Raw genomic sequence first — 21,733 nt, 5'->3', positions numbered from 1 at the left:
ACAGGGTTAGCCGTTCCGCCTTTGCCGCGTGACCTTGCGCTTGGTCTTGGCGTCTTTCTTTTTTGCCTTGGCCGCACTGCGTTTTGGTCCTCCTTTGCCCTTGGGTCGGGATCCGCGCCCCATGCGGCCCTTTCCCGACCCGCTTGGCAGCTCGGCGTCCTGTAGTGTCAAAAGCTCAAGACCGATCCCGCCGGTAACCGGCGCAGCCTCGACCAGCTTGACGGTCACGCGTTGCCCCAGCCCGATCATCACACCAGTGTCGGATCCCATCAGCGTCCCAGCATCGGCATCAAAATGGAAATACTCGTTGCCCAGCGACCGGATCGGGATCAACCCGTCCGCCCCGGTTTCGTCCAGTTTCACGAACACGCCAAACCGTGCGATCCCGCTGATGCGCCCGGCAAACTCGGCCCCCACACGATCCGACAGGAACGCGGCCAGGTAGCGGTCGGTCGTGTCCCGCTCGGCCATCATCGACCGGCGTTCCGTGTCGCTGATATGCTGGGCGGTTGCGTCTAGCTTGTCGATTTCCTCAGCCGACAATCCATCCGCACCCCACCCATGCGCTGTGATCAGCGCACGATGCACAATAAGGTCGGAATAGCGTCGGATCGGTGATGTGAAATGCGCGTAATTCTTGAGAGCGAGGCCAAAATGACCAAAGTTCTGCGGGCTGTAATAGGCCTGCGTCATCGACCGCAGCGTGGCGATATTGATCAGTTCCGCCTCGTCTGACCCGGCGGCGGCGTTCAACAGTTTGTTGAGATGCGCTGTCTGAAGAACCTGTCCCTTAGCTAGCGAAAACCCAGCCGCTTGCGCCGTTTCGCGCAGCGATTCCATCTTTTCGGGCGGCGGTTCTTCGTGCACGCGGAACAACAGCGGCGTGCGCTTGGCATTGAGCGTTTCGGCCGCGGCCACATTGGCAAGGATCATGAACTCCTCGATCAGCTTGTGCGCATCCAGCCGGTCGGCAAAATTGACCGATTGCACAGTACCATCTTCGGCCAACACAATTTTGCGTTCCGGCAGATCAAGGTTCAGCGGCTGACGGCGGTTGCGCGCCTCGCGCAGGGCCGCGTAGGCGGCATAAAGCGGGCGAATAACGTCGGACACCAGCGGTGCAACCTTGTCATTCGGATCGCCATCCATCGCGGCTTGAACCTCTTGGTAGTTCAGCGACGCCGGAGACCGCAACAGCCCGCGCACGAAACGGTGGCTGATCTTTTCGCCCTGTGCGTCGATCACCATACGGACCGCGATACAGGCACGCGGCACCCCTTCGTGTAGCGAACACAAATCGCCGGACAATCGGTCTGGCAACATCGGCACGACACGGTCCGGGAAATAGCTGGAATTGCCCCGCTTGCGGGCCTCGCGGTCAAGCGCCGTTCCCGGCGAGACGTAGTGCGACACATCCGCGATGGCGACCCAGATCACATGACCGCCTGCGTTTGCGGGGTCGTCATCGGCATGGGCATAGCACGCATCATCGTGGTCGCGCGCATCCGCCGGGTCGATGGTGACAAGCGGCATCTCGCGCAGGTCTTCGCGGCCTTTGAGCCCTGCGGGTTTCATCGCGTCTGCCTCGGCAACCACATCATCGGGAAACGTGTCTGGAATCCCGTGCTGATGAATGGCGATCAACGATACGGCGCGCGGCGCGGATGGGTCACCCAGCCGTTCGACGATGCGCGCGCGCGGCAGGCCCATGCGCCCCGCCGGTCCGGCCTGCTCTGCCTCGACCAGTTCGCCATCTTTGGCCCCGCCCGTGGCATCGGCAGCGACGATCCACTCCTTGTCTGACCCTTTGTCGATGGGTTTGATCCGCCCGCCTTCGGATCCTTTGGCAAAGATGCCCACCACCTTGCGTGGGTTTGATCCGATGCGCCGGATCAGCCGGGCCTCGTAATTGTGATCTTCCTCGTGCACCACCTGAAGCCGCGCCAGAATGCGGTCGCCTTCGCCAAGCGCGGGGTCAGAGGCGCGGGGCACCACAAGGATGATCGGCTCCACCCCTTCGCCGTGCCATTCCAACGCGCGGGCAAACAGATCCCCATCGGGGTTCGGGGCCTTGACCTGCAACACACTCACCGGCGGAAGGCGATCCGGGTCGCGGTAGGTCTTTTGACGCTTTTCCAGATGCCCTTCGGCCTCAAGCTCTTTGAGCAGGCGCTTCAGATCAATCCGTGCGGCGCCTTTGATGCCAAAGGCCTTGGCGATGTCGCGCTTCGCGGTGAGGGTCGGGTTGGCGGCGATCCAGTCAAGGATGTCCGCCTTTGTCGGCAATTTGCTCATGCCCCTCAGGTAGCACGGGGACACAACCGCGTCATGGCGAAAGTCGCATCACGGTGCGATGTGCAATTCCATCATCCGGTGGTCAATGCCTGCGTCATCGAACACATCGCCATAAGCGGCAAAACCCAACTTTTCATAGAAGCCCAACGCATCAATTTGCGCGCCCAACGCGGCGCGGGTGATGCCGGGCGTGTCGCGCAGTACGTCCAAGGCATGACGGATCAGGACCGCACCCAACCCAGTGCCGCGCTGATCGCGCAGAACACAGACGCGCCCAATTTTGCCGGTCTCGCCCATCAAAACGATGCGCGCTGCACCCACAGGCCGCGCATCGCGTTTGGCCAGCAAATGGATCGCGGTGGCATCGAGGGCGTCCCTCTCAAGCTCTACAGGGACATTTTGTTCGCCCACGAACACTTCATAGCGGATGGCGAAGCATGGGGCCAGGTCCGTGACCTGCGAGACTGTGACGGTCATTGCGCGAAATAGTCCCCGAGGATTCGGGTGTAGATCGCCTTGAGCTGCTCGATCTGAGCCACCTCAACCCGTTCATCGACCGCGTGCATCGTCTTTCCCACAAGGCCAAATTCGACCACGGGGCAATGGTTCTTGACGAACCGCGCGTCCGATGTGCCGCCGCTGGTGGACAGTTCTGGGGTGACGCCGGTTTCCGTGGCAACCGCCCTGCCGATCAGATCAGACAACGGCCCCGGCGGGGTCAGGAAGGCCTCGCCCGAGACCTTGATCTTGACCTCGGTCTTGGTGCCGAACGCGGCGTCGATCTTCGCCGCCTCATCGTGCAACCAATAGGACAGGCCCTCGCCTGTATGGATGTCGTTGAAGCGAATGTTGATGCAGGCGCGGGTTTCGGCGGGGATCACATTGGTCGCCGCATTGCCGGTGTCGATGGTCACAACCGCCAGCGTGGATGCGTCGAAATGGTCAGTGCCCGTGTCCAATTCATGCGACGCGAGCCGATCCATCAACCGGGCCATCGCGGGCATCGGATTCAAAGCGCGGTGCGGATAGGCCGAATGGCCCTGTTTGCCAGCCACCGTAAACCACGCGTTCATCGACCCGCGCCGCCCAATCTTCATCATTTCGCCCATATGGTTGGGGCTGGTCGGCTCACCGACAAGACAAACGCTCATCTGTTCGCCTTGGGTCTCCATCCAATCCAAAAGCGCCATTGTGCCGTCAATCGCGTCGCCTTCCTCGTCCCCGGTTATGGTCAGGATCACCGCACCATCGGGGGGAGTGTCTTGCACGAAATCAACGGCGGCCGCGACAAAGGCGGCAACGGCCGATTTCATATCAGTCGATCCGCGCCCACACAGCATGCCGTCCCGGATCTCGGCACCAAAAGGCGGCATGGACCAGTCATCGGGATTGCCCAAGGGCACCACATCCGTATGCCCGTTAAAGCCAAAGCTGCGCGCATGGCCCCTGTTGCCCCAACGCGCAAAGAGGTTCGACACCTCGCCGCGATCCACGCGGGTGCAGGTGAACCCAGCGCGTTCCAGCACCTCCTGCAACAGCACAAGCGCGCCGCCTTCCTCGGGCGTGACAGAGGGGCAGCGGACAAGGGCTGCGGTCAGGTCAACGGGGTCGGTCTTGGGCATAGCTTTGGTCCCTTGTGTGGCGCTTGTGCCTTGGCTACCGCCAAGTGCCGCCAGAGGCAAATGTGGCGAAAAGGACGCAATTCACGGGTGCTGGTGCCCAAATCGAAGGTGCGCTTAGATGACAGCGCTCAATCTGTCATGCTATTGATTAAGTAATAATAAGACAAAACGGCCTGAGGCAGAGCAGCGACCCGATGACGGGCACGGCACGGTGAAAACACCGGTCGCGCATCATCCGTATCAGGTATGTGCCTTGCGCCGATGTGAGGCAGACATGGCGACCGGAGCAGAGTTAAGCTATAACACAGGTGCCAATGCGGTTGCTATGGCGAACGCCATTTTCGGCACAGGCGTGACCGTGGTCAATGCCAGTTACACAGGCGACAATCGCGCCTCGGCGATATACAGCAATGGTGATGCGCTTGCCCCAAACGTGACCCCCGGCGACACCGGGGTGATCCTGTCCACCGGGCAGGTCCGAAGCTTTACCCAAAGCAATGGCGATCCCAACCGAAGCGCGTCGACAACCACCACAAGCAACGGGCAGAACAACAATTCCGATTTCAACGCGGCGGCGGGTGCAAGCACGTTCGATGCGGCCTATCTTGACGTGGATTTTGTGCCTGACAACAGCCTGATGACCATGCGGTTTGTGTTTTCATCCGAGGAATACCCGGAATTCACAAACTCGATCTATCAGGATTTTGTCGGCGTCTGGATCAATGGCCAGCAAGTCGACATCGTTGCCGGAGATGGCGACGTTGACCCGGCAAACCTGAACACGACGGCCAATATCAACCTGTTCAAAGACAACACGGGCGACGATTACAACACCGAAATGGACGGGTTTACCGTGACCCTCACGATGACCATGCAGGTCAATGCGGGTGTGACAAATTCCATTCGGATCGGCATCGCGGATGTGGCGGATAACAGCTACGATTCCAACCTTTTGATTGCAGGCGACTCGGTCCAGACTGAACTCATTGCCCGGTCTGACCTTGTCAGTATGTACACCAACCGGACCAAGACGCTTGATGTTTTGGACAACGACGTCAACAACGGCGTCGGGGTGATGTTCATCACCCATATCAATGGGGTTGCGGTATCGGTCGGAGACAGCGTGACCCTTGGCACGGGTCAGGTCGTCACCCTGAACGCAAATGGCACGCTGTCCGTCACGTCGGACAATGACTTTGAAACGGTCAATTTCACCTACGGGATCGAAAACAGCGCCGGCGAAATGGACACTGGCTTTGTCACCATTGCCACTGTGCCCTGCTTTGTTGCCGGGACGCTGATCCAGACTGACACGGGGCAAAAACAGGTCGAAGCCCTGCGGCCCGGTGATCTGGTCTGGACGCTGGACCGGGGCCTGCAACCTTTGCGCTGGATTGGGCAACGCACCGTTGCCGCCGTTGGATCATTCGCACCTGTGCGCGTTGCCGCCGGAACCTTTGGCGATCACGCCAACCTGATGCTGTCACCGCAGCACCGCATCCTGGTGCGCGATCCGCTGGCCGATCTGGTCTTCGGCACACCCGAGGTGCTTATCGCGGCCAAGCACCTGATCAACGGGCGCACCGTGCAATCGGTGGAAGGCGGCAGCGTCACCTACGTGCACCTGCTGTTCGACCAGCACGAGATCGTCATGGCGAACGGGCTTGCCACCGAAAGCTTCCTTCCCGGACCGCAAACCGTTGACGTGTTCGAAGATGATATCGTTGATGAAATCGCGGTGCTTTTCCCCGATCTCGACCTGCAAACCGGCGAGGGCTATGGCGATGCGGCACGCCAGATCCTGAAAAAGCACGAAGCCAGGATGCTGTTTGGAACCGCTGCATGAGCTGGTTTGCCCTTTTGGATTGTGACACGCAGACACCATGGGTGCAGGATGCGATCGAGGATATTCTTGAACGACGGCCCCGCGCCTGCGTGCCGCGCGGGTCCATCCTGCTGGAAACCGGTCTGTCGCCCGACGCACGGCCCCAAACCCTGATCAGTTACAAACGCGACGGCAGCACTCCTTCAAGCTTTTCACTGATGTCCACACCCCATGGCAGCGTGGTTCTGGTGATCGCGCAAGGCGATGTCGTGGTGCACGAAGTGGTCGAGCGCGGACGCGAAGCGCGCACCGATACCCTGCAAGTGACGATCAGTTGGGATGTACGCAATCAGGCAGGGCGCATTGTTGTGGCGCGCCCGGAAAGCGAACATGTTCTGATCCGTCATTTCACCATGACCCATGCGCCGCTTTTGTCGGACTTGGCCGCATTGGCCCGACCACAAGGCCTGACCGAGATTGACCCTGATGTGATCTTTGTGGCGCTGTCGACCGAAATCGAAGCCGTCGGCCCCATGCCCACCTTGTCACCCTCGGTGCCGATTGAGACCGCGCAAGGCGTGCGCCTCGCCGCGTCCCTAAGGCAGGGCGATGTGGTACGGTCGGCCAATGGCAAACTGATCCCCGTCCTGCACACGGTCAAACGCGAGGTGCCCAGCCTTGGATCGTTCCGCCCCGTGCGTTTGCGCGCGCCCTATTTCGGACTGACGCAGGATATCGTGGTGTCCCGCCACCAGCGGCTTTTGGTCAGCGGTCCCGAGGTCGAGTACCTGTTTGGGCGCGAAGATGTGCTGATCCCTGCATCAACGCTTGCCAGTGGTTATGCCGGTCACTTCGAACCCGCGCCACGTTTTGTGACCTATCACCAGCTTTTGCTGCCGCATCACGACGCGGTCCGCACCCCCGAAGCTGCACTCGAATCGCTGTATATCGGGCGGATGCGACGCGACAAAACGCTGTTGGAGGAGTCGATCCTGAGGCATCTGCCGCGCGCGCTTTTACCCGAACACCACCGTGCCGGATATCAGGTGTTGCGGTCGTTTGAGGCGATTACACTGGCCGAGGCGCGGGCGGCTTAACCTTTGTCTTTGTCGCCGAAATAGGGCGTGACCTGCGCCACAACCACCGAGTTTTCGTCAAGCGCCTTCTGCATCAGCGCAATCTCGTCCGGCTCGATGTCGTGGCCCTGTTCCTTGCGTTCTTCCAGCGTGCCGTAGCCGGTCACGTCCAAAGGCGCCATATCTGCCTGTTTCAGGATCGCCACGGTCTCGCGCACCGCTTCGGCCTCGTCCACGCCGGACGCATAGCACATCAGCCCGGCCCCTGTGGCCCCTTTGGGAAGGCCATCGCCGGTCTTGCGGCCCAGTTCGACCACAAGGGTATAGACCGAATGTGGTTTCTTCGGCTTCTTGGGGGTGTCGCTCATGATGCGGCCTGTCTGTAAGAGTGCGCGCGTCATCTGCCACGAAACCCGGCGCGCGTCGAGGGTTGTTGCCGCCGCGTGGCTGCGCATACTGGGGCAAAACACGGAGAGACGATATGAAATCAGTCAAAGACATGGTGGCGGCAGCCAATTCCGTGGTCGCACATGCGCCCGCGACAGAGATGCTGGATCTGCACTGTCAGGACGGCGTGACGTTCGTCGATCTGCGCGATCCGCGCGAGCTTGAGCGCGACGGCATGATCCCCGGCGCATTCCATTGCCCGCGCGGGATGCTGGAATTCTGGATCGATCCGCAAAGCCCCTATGCCAAGCCGCAGTTTCAGACTGGCAACCGTTTCGTGTTCTATTGCGCCTCGGGCTGGCGGTCGGCCCTGTCGGCACAAATTGCGCAAGAGATGGGGCTAGAGAATGTCAGCCACATCAGCGATGGCTTTGGCGGCTGGAAAGCTGCGGGCGGCTCGGTTGGCGAGAAGCCCACAAAGTAGGGTGGGTGCTATCCCGCCCCACCTGTCAGTGTGTGGGGTGGGCAGGTCTGCCCACCATCCATGATCAATCGCGCAGCAATTCGTTGATGCCGGTCTTCGACCGCGTGCGTTCGTCCACCCGCTTGACGATCACCGCGCAATAGAGGTTGATCCCGTTCTTTGACGGCATAGACCCGGCCACGACCACCGAATAGGGCGGCACTTCGCCATACATGATGTCGCCGGTTTCACGGTCCACGATCTTGGTGGATTGGCCGATAAACACGCCCATGCCCAGAACCGACCCTTCGCGGATGATGCAGCCTTCGACCACTTCGGATCGCGCGCCGATAAAGCAATTGTCCTCGATGATGGTTGGCCCGGCCTGCATCGGCTCAAGCACGCCGCCAATGCCAACACCGCCCGACAGGTGCACGTTCTTGCCAATCTGTGCACAAGAACCAACGGTTGCCCATGTATCAACCATCGTGCCTTCGTCGACATAGGCCCCAAGGTTCACGAAGGATGGCATCAAAACCACGCCGGGTGCGATGAACGCGGATTTGCGCACGATACAGTTCGGCACAGCGCGGAACCCTGCCGCGCGCCACTGGTTGTCGCCCCAGCCCTTGAATTTGCTGTCGACCTTGTCCCACCAGCCTGCGCCTTGCGGGCCGCCGTCCTGATGTTCCATGTCCTTGATACGAAAGCCCAGAAGCACGGCTTTCTTGGCCCACTGGTTCACATGCCAGCTGCCATCATCCTGCTTTTCGGCAACACGCAAAGATCCGCTGTCCAAAGCGTTCAGCGTGTCTTCTATCGCCTCGCGTGTTCCGCCTTTTGTGGCAGGCGTGATGGTATCCCGCGCGTCCCACGCGGCTTCGATGGCAGTTTCAAGCTGGGCGTTGGACATAGCGCGTTCCTGTCAATTGGGGTTTGCTGCCCTATAAATCGCCCGTCGCCGGATCGCAATGCACGGCTACATCGCTCGTTCAAACAGGTAGTGATGGCTGTGTCCGGGAAACGGCGCTGAAAAGCGACGCATGAGTTGCGGATAACTGTGCCCCAGATCAGAAGCTTTCGCGCATTTGCGGCCATCATCGCACCTGATCACGGCAAGCCCTGCGCCTGCCTCCTGCAACATGAAACCCTTTTGGCGCAATCGTTCCTGAAGGTCAGACCAGCCTTTTGCATGATTGAAATCATCAGCCAGAAGCGCGCGTAAGGGCGCGATGAGCCGCGCGTCGGGCCAAATGGCCTTTTTCGGGTACGTTCGGCGAAACAGGTCACGCTTGATCGCATCCATCACCACGTCCTGAACATCCCACTGGCTTTCCCGGGCCGCTTTTTGCAGGGCTGCATGAGTCGTCGGGTCAATGTGCAAAGGTATCGTTTCCATGCCCCGAACTTGCCGCGTCCGGGTTAACTTCGAATGAACAGACAACAAAAATTGTGCACTCTTGGCTTGCCAATCTCACCAGACCGCATTCTGGTGCAACGAGCCGCGATGAAGGAATGACACCCGCATGAAAGACCACCGCAACAGCCCGTTCCGCGACGCGGGCCTGGACCGCAGCACCGCAAGCCATGTGCCGGACACGCCGCAAACCCGGTCTCCGGCCTATCGGCTGGCCTTTGCCGATGACGATTTCCTGTGCCGCGAGGAATTGCGCCCGGTGCGCTTGCAGCTTGAACTGCTCAAGCCGCAGCTTTTGCTGGACGAACACCAGATCGAAAGCACCATCGTTTTGTTTGGCGGTGCACGTATTCCGAGCCCCGCGGACAAAGACAAAGCACGCACCAAAACGCTTGCTGATCTGTCGCATTTCTACGATGAGGCGCGCAGCTTTGCCCAATTGATGACGCGCAAATCTCTGGCCACCCAAAACCGCGAATTCGTCGTGGTCACGGGTGGTGGGCCGGGTGTCATGGAGGCTGGCAATCGGGGCGCTGCGGACGAGGGCGGCAAATCCATCGGGCTCAATATCGTGTTGCCGCATGAACAGGCCCCAAACGAATATGTGACGCCCGAGCTGTGCTTCAACTTCCACTATTTCGCGATCCGCAAGATGCATTTCTTGATGCGTGCCCGTGCGATCTGCGTCTTTCCCGGTGGGTTCGGCACGCTGGACGAGATGTTCGAGGCGCTGACTTTGATCCAGACGGGGCGCATGGACCGCGTGCCATTCCTGCTTTTTGGCCGGGCGTTCTGGGAAAAGATCATCAACTGGGAGGCGCTTTCCGATGCTGGAACGATCAGCCCGGAAGACCTTGATCTGTTCCGTTTTGTCGAAACAGCAGACGAGGCCGCGAAAATCATCGAAAGCTGGGATCCCGCACCGCCACGGTCAGATATCCCGGGGCGCTGATCACCGCGCCAACCCCGTTAGGACTGCGTAAAGCCTGATTGGCTAGGCTTGCCCCGGTATCTGTTCGGGGACAGGGGCACGCCAGGCACATCCCCGCAAAAGGGGGTGTGGCGCAATGGCGGTCTTGACGGTGACGGCGTTCAAATGGACGGGCACGTTTTACAACGCGCAATATACCACGTCTTACTCCGCCACATTCGACGACGATGATGGCGCTTACGAAGGCAGCGGCGACGCCAATGAAACCGTGTCGATCGACAACGGTCCGCCCTCTGCATCATGGGGCCAACCCCATAGCATCAATGTCGATTTCACCGATGTGGACGGTCAGGCCCACGTCGAAACCTTTTATTTCTTCAACACTGATTCGGAATGGTACTTTGTGCCGGCCGAAGGTTCTGCGTTCACCATTGGGGCAACGCTTGGGTCTTACCAAAACCACACGGACGGCTGGAACTATGCCGATGTTGTGTGCTTTGCGAATGGAACGCAGATCGCGGTTGAGGGTGGGGCAAAACCCGTGGAACAGCTTCAACCGGGGGACCATGTCTGCACCCTTGATGGTGCGGCTCTGCCGCTCAGGCTCAACCTGAAACGAACGGTGTCGCGGTTTGACCTGATGGCCAACCCAACCTTGCGCCCCATCTGCATAGAGGCGGGCGCCTTGGGCGCGGGTCTTCCCAGCGATACGCTCTATGTCTCGCGACAACATCGCATGCTGGTCGCGTCGTCGATTGGACAACGCATGTTCGGCAGTGACACGGTGCTGGTTGCCGCGATCCGCCTGACCGTTCTGCCCGGATGTTCTATCGACACCAGCCTGCGCGGGATGTCCTACCATCACCTCGTGTTTGACGAACACACCATCGTTTTTGCCAATGGCGCCCCATCGGAAAGCTTTTTTCCCGGCCCGCAGGGGCTGCACGCGCTAACACAAAGCGCGCGCAGAGAATTCGCCGCACTGTTTCCCGATGAAGCACAAGGCGTCGATCTGGGGCGTGCTACCCGGTGCATCCCATCGGCCAAACACCAAAAACAATTGCTGGCCCGGCATCTCAAGAACGGCAAACCGCTTCTGTCGGGTCAGTTTTTCCCACTATGATTGCGCAGAGGGTGCATTTCGCCCCCCCAAGACCCGTGAAGACCCTTTCGCAGGCGCAGCACGTCCTGTATGAGCCACGCTCAGTCCGGCCCCGACACGACACCGGGGTTGGCAAGTGAAAGGAGAGCCACATGGGCTACAGAGTCGTCGTTGCAGGTGCCACCGGAAACGTGGGCCGCGAAATGCTGAACATTCTGGCCGAACGCCAGTTCCCCGTTGACGAGATCGCCGTGCTTGCATCGCGCCGGTCGCTGGGCACGGAGGTCAGCTTTGGTGACAGGACGCTGAAGACCACGGATCTCGACACGTTTGATTTCACGGGCTGGGACATTGCGCTGTTTGCCATCGGCTCTGACGCGACCAAAAAATACGCGCCCATCGCTGCCAAGGCGGGTTGCGTGGTGATCGACAACTCATCGCTCTATCGCTACGACCCCGATGTGCCGCTGATCGTGCCCGAAGTGAACGCGCATGCGATCCACGGCTATTCCAAGAAGAACATCATCGCCAACCCCAACTGCTCGACTGCACAGATGGTGGTCGCGCTCAAGCCGCTGCACGATCGCGCCCGCATCAAGCGCGTTGTTGTCTCGACCTACCAATCGGTGTCGGGTGCCGGCAAAGAAGGCATGGATGAATTGTGGGATCAGACCAAGGCGGTCTACAATCCGGTGTCCGAAGTGCCACCTGCGAAGTTTCAAAAGCAGATCGCATTCAACGTCATTCCGCAAATCGACGACTTCATGGAAGACGGGTCGACCAAAGAAGAATGGAAGATGGTCGTCGAGACCAAAAAGATCATCGACCCGTCGATCAAGGTCACCGCAACCTGCGTGCGTGTGCCGGTCTTCGTCGGCCATTCCGAGGCGATCAACATCGAGTTTGAGGATTTCCTCGACGAGGACGAAGCCCGCGATATCCTGCGCGAAGCGCCGGGCGTCATGGTGATCGACAAGCGCGAACCGGGTGGCTACGTGTCGCCAATCGAATGTGTCGGCGATTATGCCACCTTCATCAGCCGCATCCGTCAGGACAGCACGATCGACAATGGCATCAACCTTTGGTGTGTGTCGGATAACCTGCGCAAAGGCGCGGCCTTGAACGCGGTACAGATTGCCGAGGTTCTGGGACGGGAAGCGCTCAAAAAGGGCTAACCGCGCACAACGACCTTCGGTCTAAACAAACGGCTTTCGACCAACGGTTCGGAGGCCGTTTTCTTTTTTCGACTAAGCGGCTGCATAGTGGGGGCGCAGGCCAGACGCCGCGCGCCGGGGCAGGGCGCGCCCATTCGCTCACAAAACCCGACACTCTGTTGCGGAATCTTCACACCCCAGAAGGGCGCACAGAGGTGCCCCATTCTTGCCGCATTTGGCTCGCACCCTGAAATCGTTAAGAACCAGTAAAGGCGTTCCCGATGGCGATTCAGTCCGTTCCCCTTCATGCCGATACGTCCACCGGTATGCCGATGCCGTTGGACAGTGAAACTGCGATGCTGCTGCGAACGGTGCTGCTGCCGCATTTTGAACGCGCGACAAGCTGGGGGGACCTGTGTGCCCGTCTTGCTGCCAAAGGCTATGCGATCACTTTTCGCGCGGGTCATCTGGTGCTGGAAGACGAAACTGGCAAGCCCGTCTGCACAGGCGCGATGATCGGCTCTCCGCTCTCCCGTCTGGCGACCCGTCTGGGCCGGCCCAAGCTGCGCACCGATTGCTCGGGCGCGTCAGCCACGCTTCAGAACTGATCAGACTGGCTGAAACGCCCGCGTCTTGGGGTCGAAAAACTCAAGCCCGCCTTCGCCGATATCCGTCCACAACCCGTGCAGCGTCAGCAGATCCTGCGCAACGGCGTCGCGGATGAACGGAAACGTCATCAGGTTCTCTAGCGACACGATCACCGATTCCTTTTCCAGCGCGCGCAGCTGACCTTCGGGTGTGTTCATCGCCTTCACCCGCTCATAGCCCGGGCGCAGAATATCCATCCACCGGCCCACAAAGCTGGACTGTTCCTCAAGATGCGGCGCATTGCCGGAACACATATCCAGACAGCCCTGCACCCCGCCGCAATTCGAATGCCCCAGCACGATCAAATGTGCCACGTTCAGCGCAGTCACTGCATATTCTACCGCTGCCGAGGTGCCATGGTGATCGCCATCCGGTTCATAGGGCGGGACGAGATTGGCGATATTCCGGTGGATGAAAAACTCACCCTGATCCGCGCCAAAGATCGACGTCACATGCACCCGGCTGTCGCAGCAGGAAATCACCATCGCGCGTGGGCGCTGGCCTTCTGTGGCCAATCGCTTGTACCACGCGCGGTTGTCCGAATAGGTCGTGGCCTTCCAGCCCTGATACCGTTGTATGAGATATGCGGGCAGCGGTTTCGCGGCGTCCATGAAATCCTCCGCCTCTCTGGTCGTCGATTCCAGCGGGATACGTCGAAATTAATCGGAATTCGAGGGAAAAACCGTCGCGGGGGTTACCAATTGGAAAGGCAGGGCTGCGATAGAGGTCGCCGGGTAAGGGTGAGAAAGGATTTAAACTGATGCAGGAAATCTTGGTGTTGCATCCGCGTGACACAGCATATTTTGACGAAGACACCCTGAATGCGCTGAGTCGTGATCTGGGCCCGTCAGTGGCCGAAAACATCCTATGCCGCGCGCTCGAAGACATCGCATCGCGGTTTCACCGTATTCGTGATGACTACAGCCGCGGCAATCACGATGCGTTGCGCAAATCGGTGCATGCGCTGATCCCGATTGCCGATCAGATTGGCCTGCCGATCCTTGCACGGGTCGGCCATGACGTGATGAACACCATCGACACCGGCGATCCGGTGGCGCTCGCGGCCACGCTGTGCCGATTGGTGCGCTGCGGTGAAATGGCCATGTCCTGCGCCGAAATGGGGTTGGACCTGTCGCTCTGATTCCGCTTGCAGCGCGTGGTCATCGGCGTACGGTCCCGCCTATCAGGATAGGGGAAAGCCATGACCGTTGCACTCGCACCAGCGGGAACAAAAGCGCTGCCAGTCTACGTTTTGGGGTCTGAAGACGTTGCACTCTGGGCTGCACAGCAAAGCGACACTGTGCGCACCTGGGTCGAAGCAAGCAGGTTCAAGGGCGCGCTTGGCACCGCTTTGATGATCCCTGACGCCATTGGCCATCCTGACTCTGTGCTGGTTGGCTACGGCACCGCGGCGGCCCGCAAACGCGACCGATACGCGCTGGCCGCGGCCCTGCCCAGACTTGCGCCCGGCACCTACCGCATCCACAGTGGCATCGAAGATGAACATCTTGAACAAGAGGCGCTGGGTTGGCTGCTGGCAAGCTACAGCTTTGACCGCTACCGCGACAGCGGGGCCGAACAGGCCACCCTTGTCGCACCAGACGGTGTTGACGCGACCCGCCTGTCGATCATGGCTGAGGCCGAGTTCCTGACCCGTGACCTGATCAACACACCAGCCTCTGACATGGGCCCGGCAGAACTTGAATCCGCCGCGCGCGGCTTGGCCGACCAGCATGGCGCAGCAATCGCCGTGACCACGGGCGATGCCCTGCTCAAAGACAATTTCCCGATGATCCATACCGTGGGCCGCGCCTCAGATCGTGCGCCCCGTCTGATCGACATGACATGGGGCAATCGCGGGCCAAGGATCACGCTGGTGGGCAAGGGCGTGTGTTTTGACACCGGCGGCCTGAACCTCAAACCCGGCAGTTCGATGGGCTTGATGAAAAAGGATATGGGCGGCGCGGCCAATGTGCTGGGCCTTGCCCATATGATCATGGCGTCCGGGCTCGAACTTCGACTGCGGGTGCTGATCCCGGCGGTGGAAAATTCCGTCAGCAGCAACAGCTTTCGACCCCAAGACATCCTGACCTCGCGCAAGGGCCTTACGGTCGAGATCAACAACACCGATGCCGAAGGCCGTCTGGTGCTCGCCGATGCGCTGACCCTCGCCTCCGAAGACACGCCTGACCTGATCGTGTCCATGGCCACGCTCACCGGGGCGGCCCGGGTTGCCGTTGGCCCCGATCTTGCCCCCTATTTCACCGATGATGACGTGGTGGCGACCTCGCTTGACCTTGCGGCGCGACGCATGGCCGATCCGGTGTGGCGTCTGCCGTTCCACGACCCTTACGAGGCCATGATCGAACCGGGCATTGCCGATCTCGACAATGCGCCCAAGGGTGGGTTTGCCGGGGCGATCACCGCCGCCCTGTTTCTGCGCCGGTTCGTCAGCGAACAGGATCGCTACATCCATTTCGACATTTATGGCTGGCAACCCAACCCGGCCCCTGGCCGTCCCAAAGGCGGTGCCATGCAGGGCGTGCGTGCGCTCTTCGCCGCGCTGCCAGACATGATGGACCTATGAGCGACCGGCGCGATTTCTGGTCCAAAGCCACCGCTGACGAGATCGCACGCGCCTGCGACGAACACGGCCTGCGCCGCTGCGACCCGGAGATCAGACACACCGCGCAGCCCGTGACCGACCTTTTTGCAAAACCGGGCGGTGCACGTGACCGTCAAATGTTGCGCGGACAAGCATTCACCATTCACGCACTATCGAAGGATGTGTGGGCTTACGGCGAAATGGCGGCCACGCGCTATTCCGGCTGGATCGCCGTCGAGCAGCTTGTCGGCCACCCGGACATGACCCCGACCCACCGGATCGCCGCTGCGCAAAGCTACGCCAAACCGACAAGCGGCCTGAAAACGCCTGGCCCGGTCAAATCCCTGTCAATGGGGTCCGAACTGGTGGTCCTCGACGAGAACGACGGCTGGTCGCGCGTCGCATGGTCGGGCAGGCTTCACAGCCAAGAGTTGTTCGTGCCCTCCCGACATCTACGACCCATCGACCATCACGACACCGATCCTATTGCGGTCGCCGAACGCCTGCTCGGCACGCCCTATCTCTGGGGTGGCAACTCCGCCTTCGGGATTGACTGTTCCGGTCTGGTGCAGATCGCCTGCCACGCCTGTGGCCTCGCTTGTCCCGGCGACAGTGATCAGCAGATGGAGCAGCTGGGTGACACCCTTGCCCCCGGCACGCCGCCGTTACGTGGTGATCTGCTTTTCTGGAAAGGTCATGTCGGATGGGTGTCTGACCCCGATACGCTGCTGCATGCCAACGCGTTTTCCATGTCGGTGCGCCACGAAGCGCTGCACGCGGCAATCGACAGGATCGCCGCACAGGGCGATGCCGTCCTGCGCCACGCTCGCTTGACCTCGCTCTGAAATCGGCTCAAACCGTCGCGGTTATCGGAGCATTCCTATGCAAGCGCGCGCCTCAATCTTCACGCCTGTCCTGATCGGCGGGTGTGTCATCATCCTTGTGTCCTTTGCGATCCGGGCCAGCTTTGGTGTGTTCCAAATCCCCATTGCCGAAGAATTCGGCTGGTTGCGTGCGGAATTTTCCCTCGCCATTGCGATCCAGAATCTTGCCTGGGGCATCGGGCAGCCGGTGTTCGGGGCGCTTGCGGAAAAGATCGGTGATCGCAAAGCGATCGTTTTGGGCGCTTTGGTCTATGCGGCGGGACTGGTGCTGTCGTCCTTCGCGGTCACACCCGAAGCGCATCAATGGTACGAAGTTCTGGTTGGTTTCGGCGTTGCCGGCACCGGGTTCGGCGTGATCTTGGCCGTTGTCGGTCGCGCCAGCTCAGACGCCAACCGCTCGATGAGCCTCGCCATTGTGACGGCGGCAGGCAGCGGCGGTCAGGTGTTTGGCGCGCCGGTGGCGGAATGGATGCTCACCATGATGACCTGGCAAATGGTGTTCGTGTGGTTCGCTGTGATCATCCTGTCGGTCATCCTGGTCTTGCCGTTCATGCGGTCCCCTGTCCGTGTGGCCAGCAAGGGCGAGCTTGAAGAAAGCATGGGCGCGAACCTTGTCCGGGCGTTGCGTGATCCATCCTATGCGTTGATCTTTCTGGGCTTTTTCAGCTGTGGCTATCAGCTTGCCTTTGTCACGGCCCATTTTCCGGCCTTCGTGACCGAACTGTGCGGCCCGATCCAGCCGGGGGGCATCCTGCATTCCATCGGCATCACCACAACATCGGCGCTGGGGGCTGTGTCAATCTCTCTCATCGGGTTGATGAACATTGTAGGGACGCTGGCCGCTGGCTGGGCTGGCAATCGCTGGTCCAAGAAATACTTGCTCGCGGGCATCTACACCGCGCGGACCATCGTTGCGGCGCTCTTTATCATGTTCCCGATCACCCCCACTTCGGTGATCCTGTTCTCTGCCGCGATGGGATCGCTCTGGCTGGCCACCGTGCCGCTGACCTCGGGCTTGATCGCGCATATCTATGGGTTGCGCTACATGGGCACGCTCTATGGTATCGTGTTTTTCAGCCATCAATTGGGCAGCTTTATGGGTGTCTGGCTGGGCGGGCGGATGTACGACATCCATGGCGATTACACATTGGTCTGGTGGATTGGCGTAGGCGTTGGGGCGTTCAGCGCGATTGTGCACCTGCCCATCCGCGAAAAACGCCAACCCGTTCCGCTGGCGGCCTGACAGGCGCTGGTTTCCTGTGACGCAAACCGACGATGCGGTCCCGTATCGTCGCCCGGCTCTACCGTGTCTGCCAGCGATCCAGAATGTAGCGACTGACCATCAGGTCAAGATGCGCGCCGCCGCCGTTCTTGAACAGCGTGATCTCGTTCTCGGACGTCCGGGTAAACGCGCCAAGGTCATAGTAATCGGCCACGATATCGGCCTCGGTGATCACGCCCCGCGCAATCGGATCACGCATCTCTCCGATATGCCCAACGGTTGTGTCGCGGGAATCCACGAACACGCGCGACCGGGTCAGCGCGGTATCATCCGCCTCGCGCATATCCGGACGATACGCGCCAATCAGATCAACATGCGTGCCTGCGCGCAGCCAGTCGCCCCGCAAAACCGGCGTGGTCGACATCGTGGCGCAACAGACGATATCTGCCTGTCCTACTGCCCCTGCCAGATCCGGCGCAACGGTCACATGATCGAATTCCGCCGCCAAAGATGCGGCCCGCTCATCACTCCTGTTCCAAATCACAAACCGGGCTTCTGGAAACCCGGTGGAATACGCCTCAACCAAAGATCGCGCGACCGTGCCTGCGCCCACGATCACAATCACCTTGCTGTCGGCCCGCGCCAGACGCCGCGCGCCAAGCAGACTGTCGCCCGCCGTTTTCCATTTCGTCACAAGATGGAAATCGACAATCGCCTGCAATGTGCCATCAAGGTCTGAATAAAGCGTTACGCCGCCATTGACCGCAGGTTTGCCATGCGCCGCGTTGCCCGGAAAGATCGTCGCCGATTTCACGGCAAGGCCAAGCCCGTCGATCCACGCAGCCCGATTGAGCAGGGTGTCATCGCCGCGATACAGGAAACTGTCGGCAATCTCGGCGCGGGGCAGATCATGCCCGGCGGCAATCGCATCGGTCAGGCCCAGCCAATCCAGCCGCGCCTCCCCTTCGACAAACGGGATCATCACGGGTGTCGTCATGGCAAAAGCCCCTCTTGCTGCAACCGGGTGCGAAACCCCTCTGGCCCGCAAAACAGATGCGTCTGCCATCCGCGCGCCGTGGCCGCGTCGATATTTTCTGCACGATCATCGGTGAACAGCAATGCCTCGGGGGCAAGGCCGCAGTCTTCTTCGACCCGGCGGTAAATCTCGGCTTCGGGTTTGTTCACACCCATATCACCAGACAGGTACGTGCGGTCGAACTCCGCCAGAACCGGATAGAGCGGCAGCGCCATTTGAAATGTGCCGCGTCCGAAATTGGACAGAGCAAAGACCGGCACGCCAGTGGCCTTCAAAGCCCGCAACACCGCGACTGACCCATCGATCACCGGCCCAACCAGATCAAGCCAGTTGTCGCGCCAAAGCAGGATCTCTGCCGCCCATTCGGGATGCGACCGCGCGCAATCCTGCACAACCGTGGCAAGGTCTCCGCCCCGGTCCACCGCGTCGTGCATCTTGTGCAAATCCACCGCCGCAAACAGGGCGCGGCGTCGGTCCTCGCCGATGGCACGGTCATAGAACCGTTCGGGGTGCCACGCGATCAACACGTTGCCGATGTCGAACACCACCGCGCGGATCATCTGGGCACGTCTCGTGCCGCCGCGCGCATCTCGCGCTCAAGCGCATCCAGAAACCGGGATCGGTCTGCCTTGGAAAACGCGCGCCCGCCGCCTTGTCGAAACGGATCTGCCGCCCGCAAATCCGTCATCAGATCACGCGTGGCCAGAACCTGCCCGATATTGCGCGCGTCCAGCGTCTCTCCGTTGTGTTTGAGCACGCGCGCCCCGTTCTCGACACAACGCGCCGCCAGCGGAATATCTCCGGTGATCACCACATCCCCCCGCCCTGCGCGATCCGCAATCCACATATCGGCCACGTCCGGCCCATCGGGCACGACAACCACTTCGACAAACGGGTTGTCTGACATCCGTAAGCCGCCATTCGACACCAGGTACATCTGCGCCTTGTGCCGCGTTGCCACGCGTTCTGCCTCACCCTTGACGGGGCAGGCGTCGGCATCCACGAAAAGCCGGGTCACAGCCCCAGCGCGTCGGCATGGAACGCGATGTGATCGGGGATAAAGGTGGCGACAAAGAAATACGAATGATCATAACCTTTTTGGATGCGGAACACCCCATCCTGACGCCGCGCCGCCATCGCATGGCTCAAGGTTTCGGGCTGCAAAAGGTCAAGAAACTGGTCCGCGCCGCCCTGATCCACAAGCACGGGCCCATCGAACCCCACCGCCTCCATCTGCACGCGCGCATCATGCCGCGCCCAAGCCGCCTCATCATCGCCGAGATACGCCGACAATTGCTTGCGGCCCCAATCGCTCTGGCTGGGGTTGGCAATCGGCGCAAAGGCCGACACCGACGCAAACCGCCCCGGATGGGCCATCGCCAGCGTCAGCGCACCGTGCCCGCCCATCGAATGCCCGGTGATCGCCTGACGGCCGAGGTCAATGGCGAATTCCGATCCCAGAAGTGCCGGCAATTCCGCAGACACATAATCCCACATCTGGAAATGCGGCGCCCACGGTTCTTGCGTCGCATTCACATAAAACCCCGCACCCTTGCCCAGATCATAGGCATCGTCATCCCCCACAGCATCCCCGCGCGGAGAGGTGTCGGGGAACACCACAGCCATCCCGGCCTCGGCGGCAAAGCCTTGGGCAGCGGCCTTGGTCATGGCGTTGTCATGCGTGCAGGTCAGGCCCGACAGATACCACAGCACCGGAACCGGTCCTTCTTTGGCCGCAGGAGGCAGGAACAATCCAAAGGTCATGTCGCATGCGCACGCGTCCGACGCATGGGAATACACACCCTGGACACCCCCGAAACACCTGTTTTCCGAAATGGTTTTCATGGCGTGTCCTTTCCTAGACCAAAACCTGTGAGATCACGAACGACACAGTCAGGATACTGATGGCCGTAGAGATCAGAATGGCCGCGGACACCCGCTGCGGCGCGACGTTGTAATGCTGCGCAAGGATGAACACGTTGCCCGCCACCGGCAAAGACGCGGCGGCCACGACCACACCCGCCTTGTACGGGTCCGCCGGGAACAGGAAAAACACCCCAAACGCCACCGCCGCCGGGTGGATCACCAGCTTGCAGAAACTCAACCATCCCGCGATGTTCAACCGCTCTGCCGATTTGCTGGCAAGCGAGGCACCAATCGCGAATAGCGCGCCGGGTGTGGCAGCGGCCCCCAGAATGCTTAAAAATTGGTTAACGGGCTCTGGGATGGGCACACCCGTGGCCGACACCATGAATCCGGCGACAATTGACACGATCATCGGATTCTTGAGCAGCCCAACCCCGACGGTCTTGAAGATCCGCATCGACATTCGGCCTTCGCGCGATCCAACGACCAAAATCACGATCAGCGAAGAAAACACCACCAAATCAATGGCCAAGATAAGGATAATCGGTCCCACCGCATCCTGTCCCATCAGCAGGGCAAGCATGGGCACACCCAGAAACCCGGTGTTGCCAATCGCCGCGACCTGCCCCTCGAAGGCGGCGGTTTCGGTGTTCATGCCCCGCATGAACGCAACCGCCATCCCGATCCCATAAACAAATGCCGTCCCCCACAGGTACCCGGCAGCGATCCGCCAGTCGAAAATCTCGGCCAGCGACAGGTTTGCGGAAAAGCGAAAGATCATCGCGGACAGGGCAAAGTAGAATACGAATTTGGTCAGGTACGCGGTCGCTTCAGGGGTGAAAAACCCAGTTTTGCCCGCGCCATAACCAACGGCAATCAGGGCAAAAAACGGCAGGGTCTGAAGGAAAATGGACAGCATATGTGTTTTGTTATCACGCAGACGGGCGGGGTCAATCTCGACAGGGTTCTGTTAACCCCCTATATTTATCCCATGCGTGTATTTTTGGCTTGGGACGCTTCGATGACGCTACAGGAGCAATCCATTGCTGACGACAAGATGCGCGCAGAAATTGCAAAGCTTGTCGCTGAAACCTCTGAGATAAACCAGAATATGAAGTATCGCTTCTGGGTTTTGATGGCTGCATACGTCAGCGCGATGGGTATCTTGTTCAAATTTTTCTGACGCGTCTGGTGCCCAAA

Annotated in this window: 24 protein-coding genes; 12 read left to right on the top strand and 12 right to left on the bottom strand. The window is 60.3% G+C overall.

Translation table 11 applies throughout. The features are described 5' to 3' along the window. Positions 1–6: 6 nt before the first annotated feature. Genes rnr through dapE form a run of 3 tightly spaced genes read right to left on the bottom strand, consistent with a single transcriptional unit; the run spans position 7 to position 3,917 of the window. Positions 7–2,295 (bottom strand): ribonuclease R, encoded by a 2,289-nt coding sequence (rnr, locus tag ACSHXH_RS05120; RefSeq protein WP_435670698.1) that lies wholly within the window; start codon positions 2,293–2,295, stop codon positions 7–9. 48 nt (positions 2,296–2,343) lie between these two features. Further along, a complete protein-coding gene (locus ACSHXH_RS05115) occupies positions 2,344–2,772 on the bottom strand; it encodes a GNAT family N-acetyltransferase (protein WP_435670697.1) in 429 nt (142 codons plus the stop codon). Continuing rightward, complete coding sequence (gene dapE / locus ACSHXH_RS05110; protein WP_435670696.1) at positions 2,769–3,917, bottom strand: succinyl-diaminopimelate desuccinylase; 1,149 nt, start codon at positions 3,915–3,917, stop codon at positions 2,769–2,771. Before dapE ends, ACSHXH_RS05115 begins: the two co-directional genes overlap by 4 nt. 274 nt (positions 3,918–4,191) lie before the next feature. On the opposite strand from dapE, the gene ACSHXH_RS05105 reads away from it, so the two are divergent. Both ACSHXH_RS05105 and ACSHXH_RS05100 read left to right on the top strand, forming a co-directional pair. Further along, on the top strand, positions 4,192–5,763 hold the full coding sequence (locus ACSHXH_RS05105) for a Hint domain-containing protein (RefSeq protein ID WP_435670695.1): 1,572 nt from the start codon (positions 4,192–4,194) through the stop codon (positions 5,761–5,763). Then, on the top strand, positions 5,760–6,839 hold the full coding sequence (locus ACSHXH_RS05100; RefSeq protein WP_435670694.1) for a Hint domain-containing protein: 1,080 nt from the start codon (positions 5,760–5,762) through the stop codon (positions 6,837–6,839). The genes ACSHXH_RS05105 and ACSHXH_RS05100 overlap by 4 nt, the downstream gene beginning before the upstream one ends. Here ACSHXH_RS05100 and ACSHXH_RS05095 read toward each other — a convergent pair. Continuing rightward, a complete protein-coding gene (locus ACSHXH_RS05095; RefSeq protein WP_435670693.1) occupies positions 6,836–7,186 on the bottom strand; it encodes a hypothetical protein in 351 nt (116 codons plus the stop codon). The genes ACSHXH_RS05100 and ACSHXH_RS05095 overlap by 4 nt on opposite strands. A gap of 113 nt (positions 7,187–7,299) precedes the next feature. On the opposite strand from ACSHXH_RS05095, the gene ACSHXH_RS05090 reads away from it, so the two are divergent. Continuing rightward, the gene (locus ACSHXH_RS05090) at positions 7,300–7,689 is read left to right on the top strand and encodes a rhodanese-like domain-containing protein (RefSeq protein WP_435670692.1); all 390 of its coding nucleotides are present in this window, start codon (positions 7,300–7,302) and stop codon (positions 7,687–7,689) included. A gap of 64 nt (positions 7,690–7,753) precedes the next feature. On the opposite strand, the gene dapD is transcribed toward ACSHXH_RS05090, so the two are convergent. Beyond that, positions 7,754–8,581 carry a 2,3,4,5-tetrahydropyridine-2,6-dicarboxylate N-succinyltransferase gene (gene dapD / locus ACSHXH_RS05085; protein ID WP_435670691.1) on the bottom strand — a complete coding sequence of 276 codons (828 nt, stop codon included), beginning with the start codon at positions 8,579–8,581 and terminating at the stop codon, positions 7,754–7,756. A 66-nt stretch (positions 8,582–8,647) separates the two neighbouring features. Beyond that, the gene (locus ACSHXH_RS05080) at positions 8,648–9,067 is read right to left on the bottom strand and encodes a hypothetical protein (protein WP_435670690.1); all 420 of its coding nucleotides are present in this window, start codon (positions 9,065–9,067) and stop codon (positions 8,648–8,650) included. 127 nt (positions 9,068–9,194) lie between these two features. Between ACSHXH_RS05080 and ACSHXH_RS05075 the strand changes: the two genes are divergently transcribed. From ACSHXH_RS05075 to ACSHXH_RS05060, 4 genes are all read left to right on the top strand, one after another. Then, positions 9,195–10,037: a TIGR00730 family Rossman fold protein gene (locus ACSHXH_RS05075; RefSeq protein ID WP_435670689.1), complete on the top strand. Its 843-nt coding sequence runs from the start codon at positions 9,195–9,197 to the stop codon at positions 10,035–10,037. A 115-nt stretch (positions 10,038–10,152) separates the two neighbouring features. Then, entirely contained in the window at positions 10,153–11,139 is a 987-nt protein-coding gene (locus ACSHXH_RS05070) for a Hint domain-containing protein (RefSeq protein ID WP_435670688.1), read from the top strand. A gap of 131 nt (positions 11,140–11,270) precedes the next feature. Then, on the top strand, positions 11,271–12,293 hold the full coding sequence (locus ACSHXH_RS05065) for an aspartate-semialdehyde dehydrogenase (RefSeq protein WP_435670687.1): 1,023 nt from the start codon (positions 11,271–11,273) through the stop codon (positions 12,291–12,293). A 260-nt stretch (positions 12,294–12,553) separates the two neighbouring features. Next, entirely contained in the window at positions 12,554–12,880 is a 327-nt protein-coding gene (locus ACSHXH_RS05060; RefSeq protein WP_435670686.1) for a hypothetical protein, read from the top strand. Here ACSHXH_RS05060 and ACSHXH_RS05055 read toward each other — a convergent pair whose 3' ends face one another. Then, positions 12,881–13,531, bottom strand: a complete 651-nt coding sequence (locus ACSHXH_RS05055) for a carbonic anhydrase (protein WP_435670685.1) — start codon at positions 13,529–13,531, stop codon at positions 12,881–12,883. It abuts the gene before it with no gap. A 149-nt stretch (positions 13,532–13,680) separates the two neighbouring features. Between ACSHXH_RS05055 and ACSHXH_RS05050 the strand changes: the two genes are divergently transcribed. The 4 genes from ACSHXH_RS05050 to ACSHXH_RS05035 are packed head-to-tail and all read left to right on the top strand — an operon-like array spanning position 13,681 to position 17,652. Continuing rightward, entirely contained in the window at positions 13,681–14,061 is a 381-nt protein-coding gene (locus tag ACSHXH_RS05050; RefSeq protein WP_435670684.1) for a hypothetical protein, read from the top strand. A 60-nt stretch (positions 14,062–14,121) separates the two neighbouring features. Next, positions 14,122–15,507, top strand: a complete 1,386-nt coding sequence (locus ACSHXH_RS05045) for a leucyl aminopeptidase family protein (protein ID WP_435670683.1) — start codon at positions 14,122–14,124, stop codon at positions 15,505–15,507. Beyond that, entirely contained in the window at positions 15,504–16,370 is an 867-nt protein-coding gene (locus tag ACSHXH_RS05040; protein ID WP_435670682.1) for a C40 family peptidase, read from the top strand. Before ACSHXH_RS05045 ends, ACSHXH_RS05040 begins: the two co-directional genes overlap by 4 nt. A 37-nt stretch (positions 16,371–16,407) precedes the next feature. Continuing rightward, entirely contained in the window at positions 16,408–17,652 is a 1,245-nt protein-coding gene (locus ACSHXH_RS05035; RefSeq protein ID WP_435670681.1) for an MFS transporter, read from the top strand. Positions 17,653–17,710: 58 nt separating this feature from the next. On the opposite strand, the gene ACSHXH_RS05030 is transcribed toward ACSHXH_RS05035, so the two are convergent. From ACSHXH_RS05030 to ACSHXH_RS05010, 5 genes are read right to left on the bottom strand one after another with little or no spacing between them, the layout of a single operon-like run. Then, a complete protein-coding gene (locus ACSHXH_RS05030) occupies positions 17,711–18,628 on the bottom strand; it encodes an ornithine cyclodeaminase family protein (protein WP_435670680.1) in 918 nt (305 codons plus the stop codon). Beyond that, positions 18,625–19,227: an HAD family hydrolase gene (locus ACSHXH_RS05025; RefSeq protein WP_435670679.1), complete on the bottom strand. Its 603-nt coding sequence runs from the start codon at positions 19,225–19,227 to the stop codon at positions 18,625–18,627. Before ACSHXH_RS05025 ends, ACSHXH_RS05030 begins: the two co-directional genes overlap by 4 nt. Continuing rightward, positions 19,224–19,685: a YaiI/YqxD family protein gene (locus ACSHXH_RS05020; protein WP_435670678.1), complete on the bottom strand. Its 462-nt coding sequence runs from the start codon at positions 19,683–19,685 to the stop codon at positions 19,224–19,226. Before ACSHXH_RS05020 ends, ACSHXH_RS05025 begins: the two co-directional genes overlap by 4 nt. Continuing rightward, complete coding sequence (gene fghA, locus ACSHXH_RS05015) at positions 19,682–20,512, bottom strand: S-formylglutathione hydrolase (protein ID WP_435670677.1); 831 nt, start codon at positions 20,510–20,512, stop codon at positions 19,682–19,684. Before fghA ends, ACSHXH_RS05020 begins: the two co-directional genes overlap by 4 nt. A 13-nt stretch (positions 20,513–20,525) precedes the next feature. After that, positions 20,526–21,452 (bottom strand): AEC family transporter, encoded by a 927-nt coding sequence (locus ACSHXH_RS05010; RefSeq protein WP_435670676.1) that lies wholly within the window; start codon positions 21,450–21,452, stop codon positions 20,526–20,528. On the opposite strand from ACSHXH_RS05010, the gene ACSHXH_RS05005 reads away from it, so the two are divergent. After that, complete coding sequence (locus tag ACSHXH_RS05005; protein WP_435670675.1) at positions 21,453–21,716, top strand: hypothetical protein; 264 nt, start codon at positions 21,453–21,455, stop codon at positions 21,714–21,716. It begins immediately after the preceding gene. The last annotated feature ends 17 nt before the right edge of the window (positions 21,717–21,733 follow it).

Source organism: Marivita sp. (assembly GCF_051251565.1).
GTDB lineage: Bacteria > Pseudomonadota > Alphaproteobacteria > Rhodobacterales > Rhodobacteraceae > Marivita.
This window is presented reverse-complemented; position numbering and strand designations above follow the sequence as displayed.

Bases quoted from the DNA above. Each gene is read 5' to 3' on its own strand.
- rnr (WP_435670698.1), bottom strand. From the start codon at position 2,295: ATGAGCAAATTGCCGACAAAGGCGGACATCCTTGACTGGATCGCCGCC.
- ACSHXH_RS05115 (WP_435670697.1), bottom strand. From the start codon at position 2,772: ATGACCGTCACAGTCTCGCAGGTCACGGACCTGGCCCCATGCTTCGCC.
- dapE (WP_435670696.1), bottom strand. From the start codon at position 3,917: ATGCCCAAGACCGACCCCGTTGACCTGACCGCAGCCCTTGTCCGCTGC.
- ACSHXH_RS05105 (WP_435670695.1), top strand. From the start codon at position 4,192: ATGGCGACCGGAGCAGAGTTAAGCTATAACACAGGTGCCAATGCGGTT.
- ACSHXH_RS05100 (WP_435670694.1), top strand. From the start codon at position 5,760: ATGAGCTGGTTTGCCCTTTTGGATTGTGACACGCAGACACCATGGGTG.
- ACSHXH_RS05095 (WP_435670693.1), bottom strand. From the start codon at position 7,186: ATGAGCGACACCCCCAAGAAGCCGAAGAAACCACATTCGGTCTATACC.
- ACSHXH_RS05090 (WP_435670692.1), top strand. From the start codon at position 7,300: ATGAAATCAGTCAAAGACATGGTGGCGGCAGCCAATTCCGTGGTCGCA.
- dapD (WP_435670691.1), bottom strand. From the start codon at position 8,581: ATGTCCAACGCCCAGCTTGAAACTGCCATCGAAGCCGCGTGGGACGCG.
- ACSHXH_RS05080 (WP_435670690.1), bottom strand. From the start codon at position 9,067: ATGGAAACGATACCTTTGCACATTGACCCGACGACTCATGCAGCCCTG.
- ACSHXH_RS05075 (WP_435670689.1), top strand. From the start codon at position 9,195: ATGAAAGACCACCGCAACAGCCCGTTCCGCGACGCGGGCCTGGACCGC.
- ACSHXH_RS05070 (WP_435670688.1), top strand. From the start codon at position 10,153: ATGGCGGTCTTGACGGTGACGGCGTTCAAATGGACGGGCACGTTTTAC.
- ACSHXH_RS05065 (WP_435670687.1), top strand. From the start codon at position 11,271: ATGGGCTACAGAGTCGTCGTTGCAGGTGCCACCGGAAACGTGGGCCGC.
- ACSHXH_RS05060 (WP_435670686.1), top strand. From the start codon at position 12,554: ATGGCGATTCAGTCCGTTCCCCTTCATGCCGATACGTCCACCGGTATG.
- ACSHXH_RS05055 (WP_435670685.1), bottom strand. From the start codon at position 13,531: ATGGACGCCGCGAAACCGCTGCCCGCATATCTCATACAACGGTATCAG.
- ACSHXH_RS05050 (WP_435670684.1), top strand. From the start codon at position 13,681: ATGCAGGAAATCTTGGTGTTGCATCCGCGTGACACAGCATATTTTGAC.
- ACSHXH_RS05045 (WP_435670683.1), top strand. From the start codon at position 14,122: ATGACCGTTGCACTCGCACCAGCGGGAACAAAAGCGCTGCCAGTCTAC.
- ACSHXH_RS05040 (WP_435670682.1), top strand. From the start codon at position 15,504: ATGAGCGACCGGCGCGATTTCTGGTCCAAAGCCACCGCTGACGAGATC.
- ACSHXH_RS05035 (WP_435670681.1), top strand. From the start codon at position 16,408: ATGCAAGCGCGCGCCTCAATCTTCACGCCTGTCCTGATCGGCGGGTGT.
- ACSHXH_RS05030 (WP_435670680.1), bottom strand. From the start codon at position 18,628: ATGACGACACCCGTGATGATCCCGTTTGTCGAAGGGGAGGCGCGGCTG.
- ACSHXH_RS05025 (WP_435670679.1), bottom strand. From the start codon at position 19,227: ATGATCCGCGCGGTGGTGTTCGACATCGGCAACGTGTTGATCGCGTGG.
- fghA (WP_435670677.1), bottom strand. From the start codon at position 20,512: ATGAAAACCATTTCGGAAAACAGGTGTTTCGGGGGTGTCCAGGGTGTG.
- ACSHXH_RS05010 (WP_435670676.1), bottom strand. From the start codon at position 21,452: ATGCTGTCCATTTTCCTTCAGACCCTGCCGTTTTTTGCCCTGATTGCC.
- ACSHXH_RS05005 (WP_435670675.1), top strand. From the start codon at position 21,453: ATGTGTTTTGTTATCACGCAGACGGGCGGGGTCAATCTCGACAGGGTT.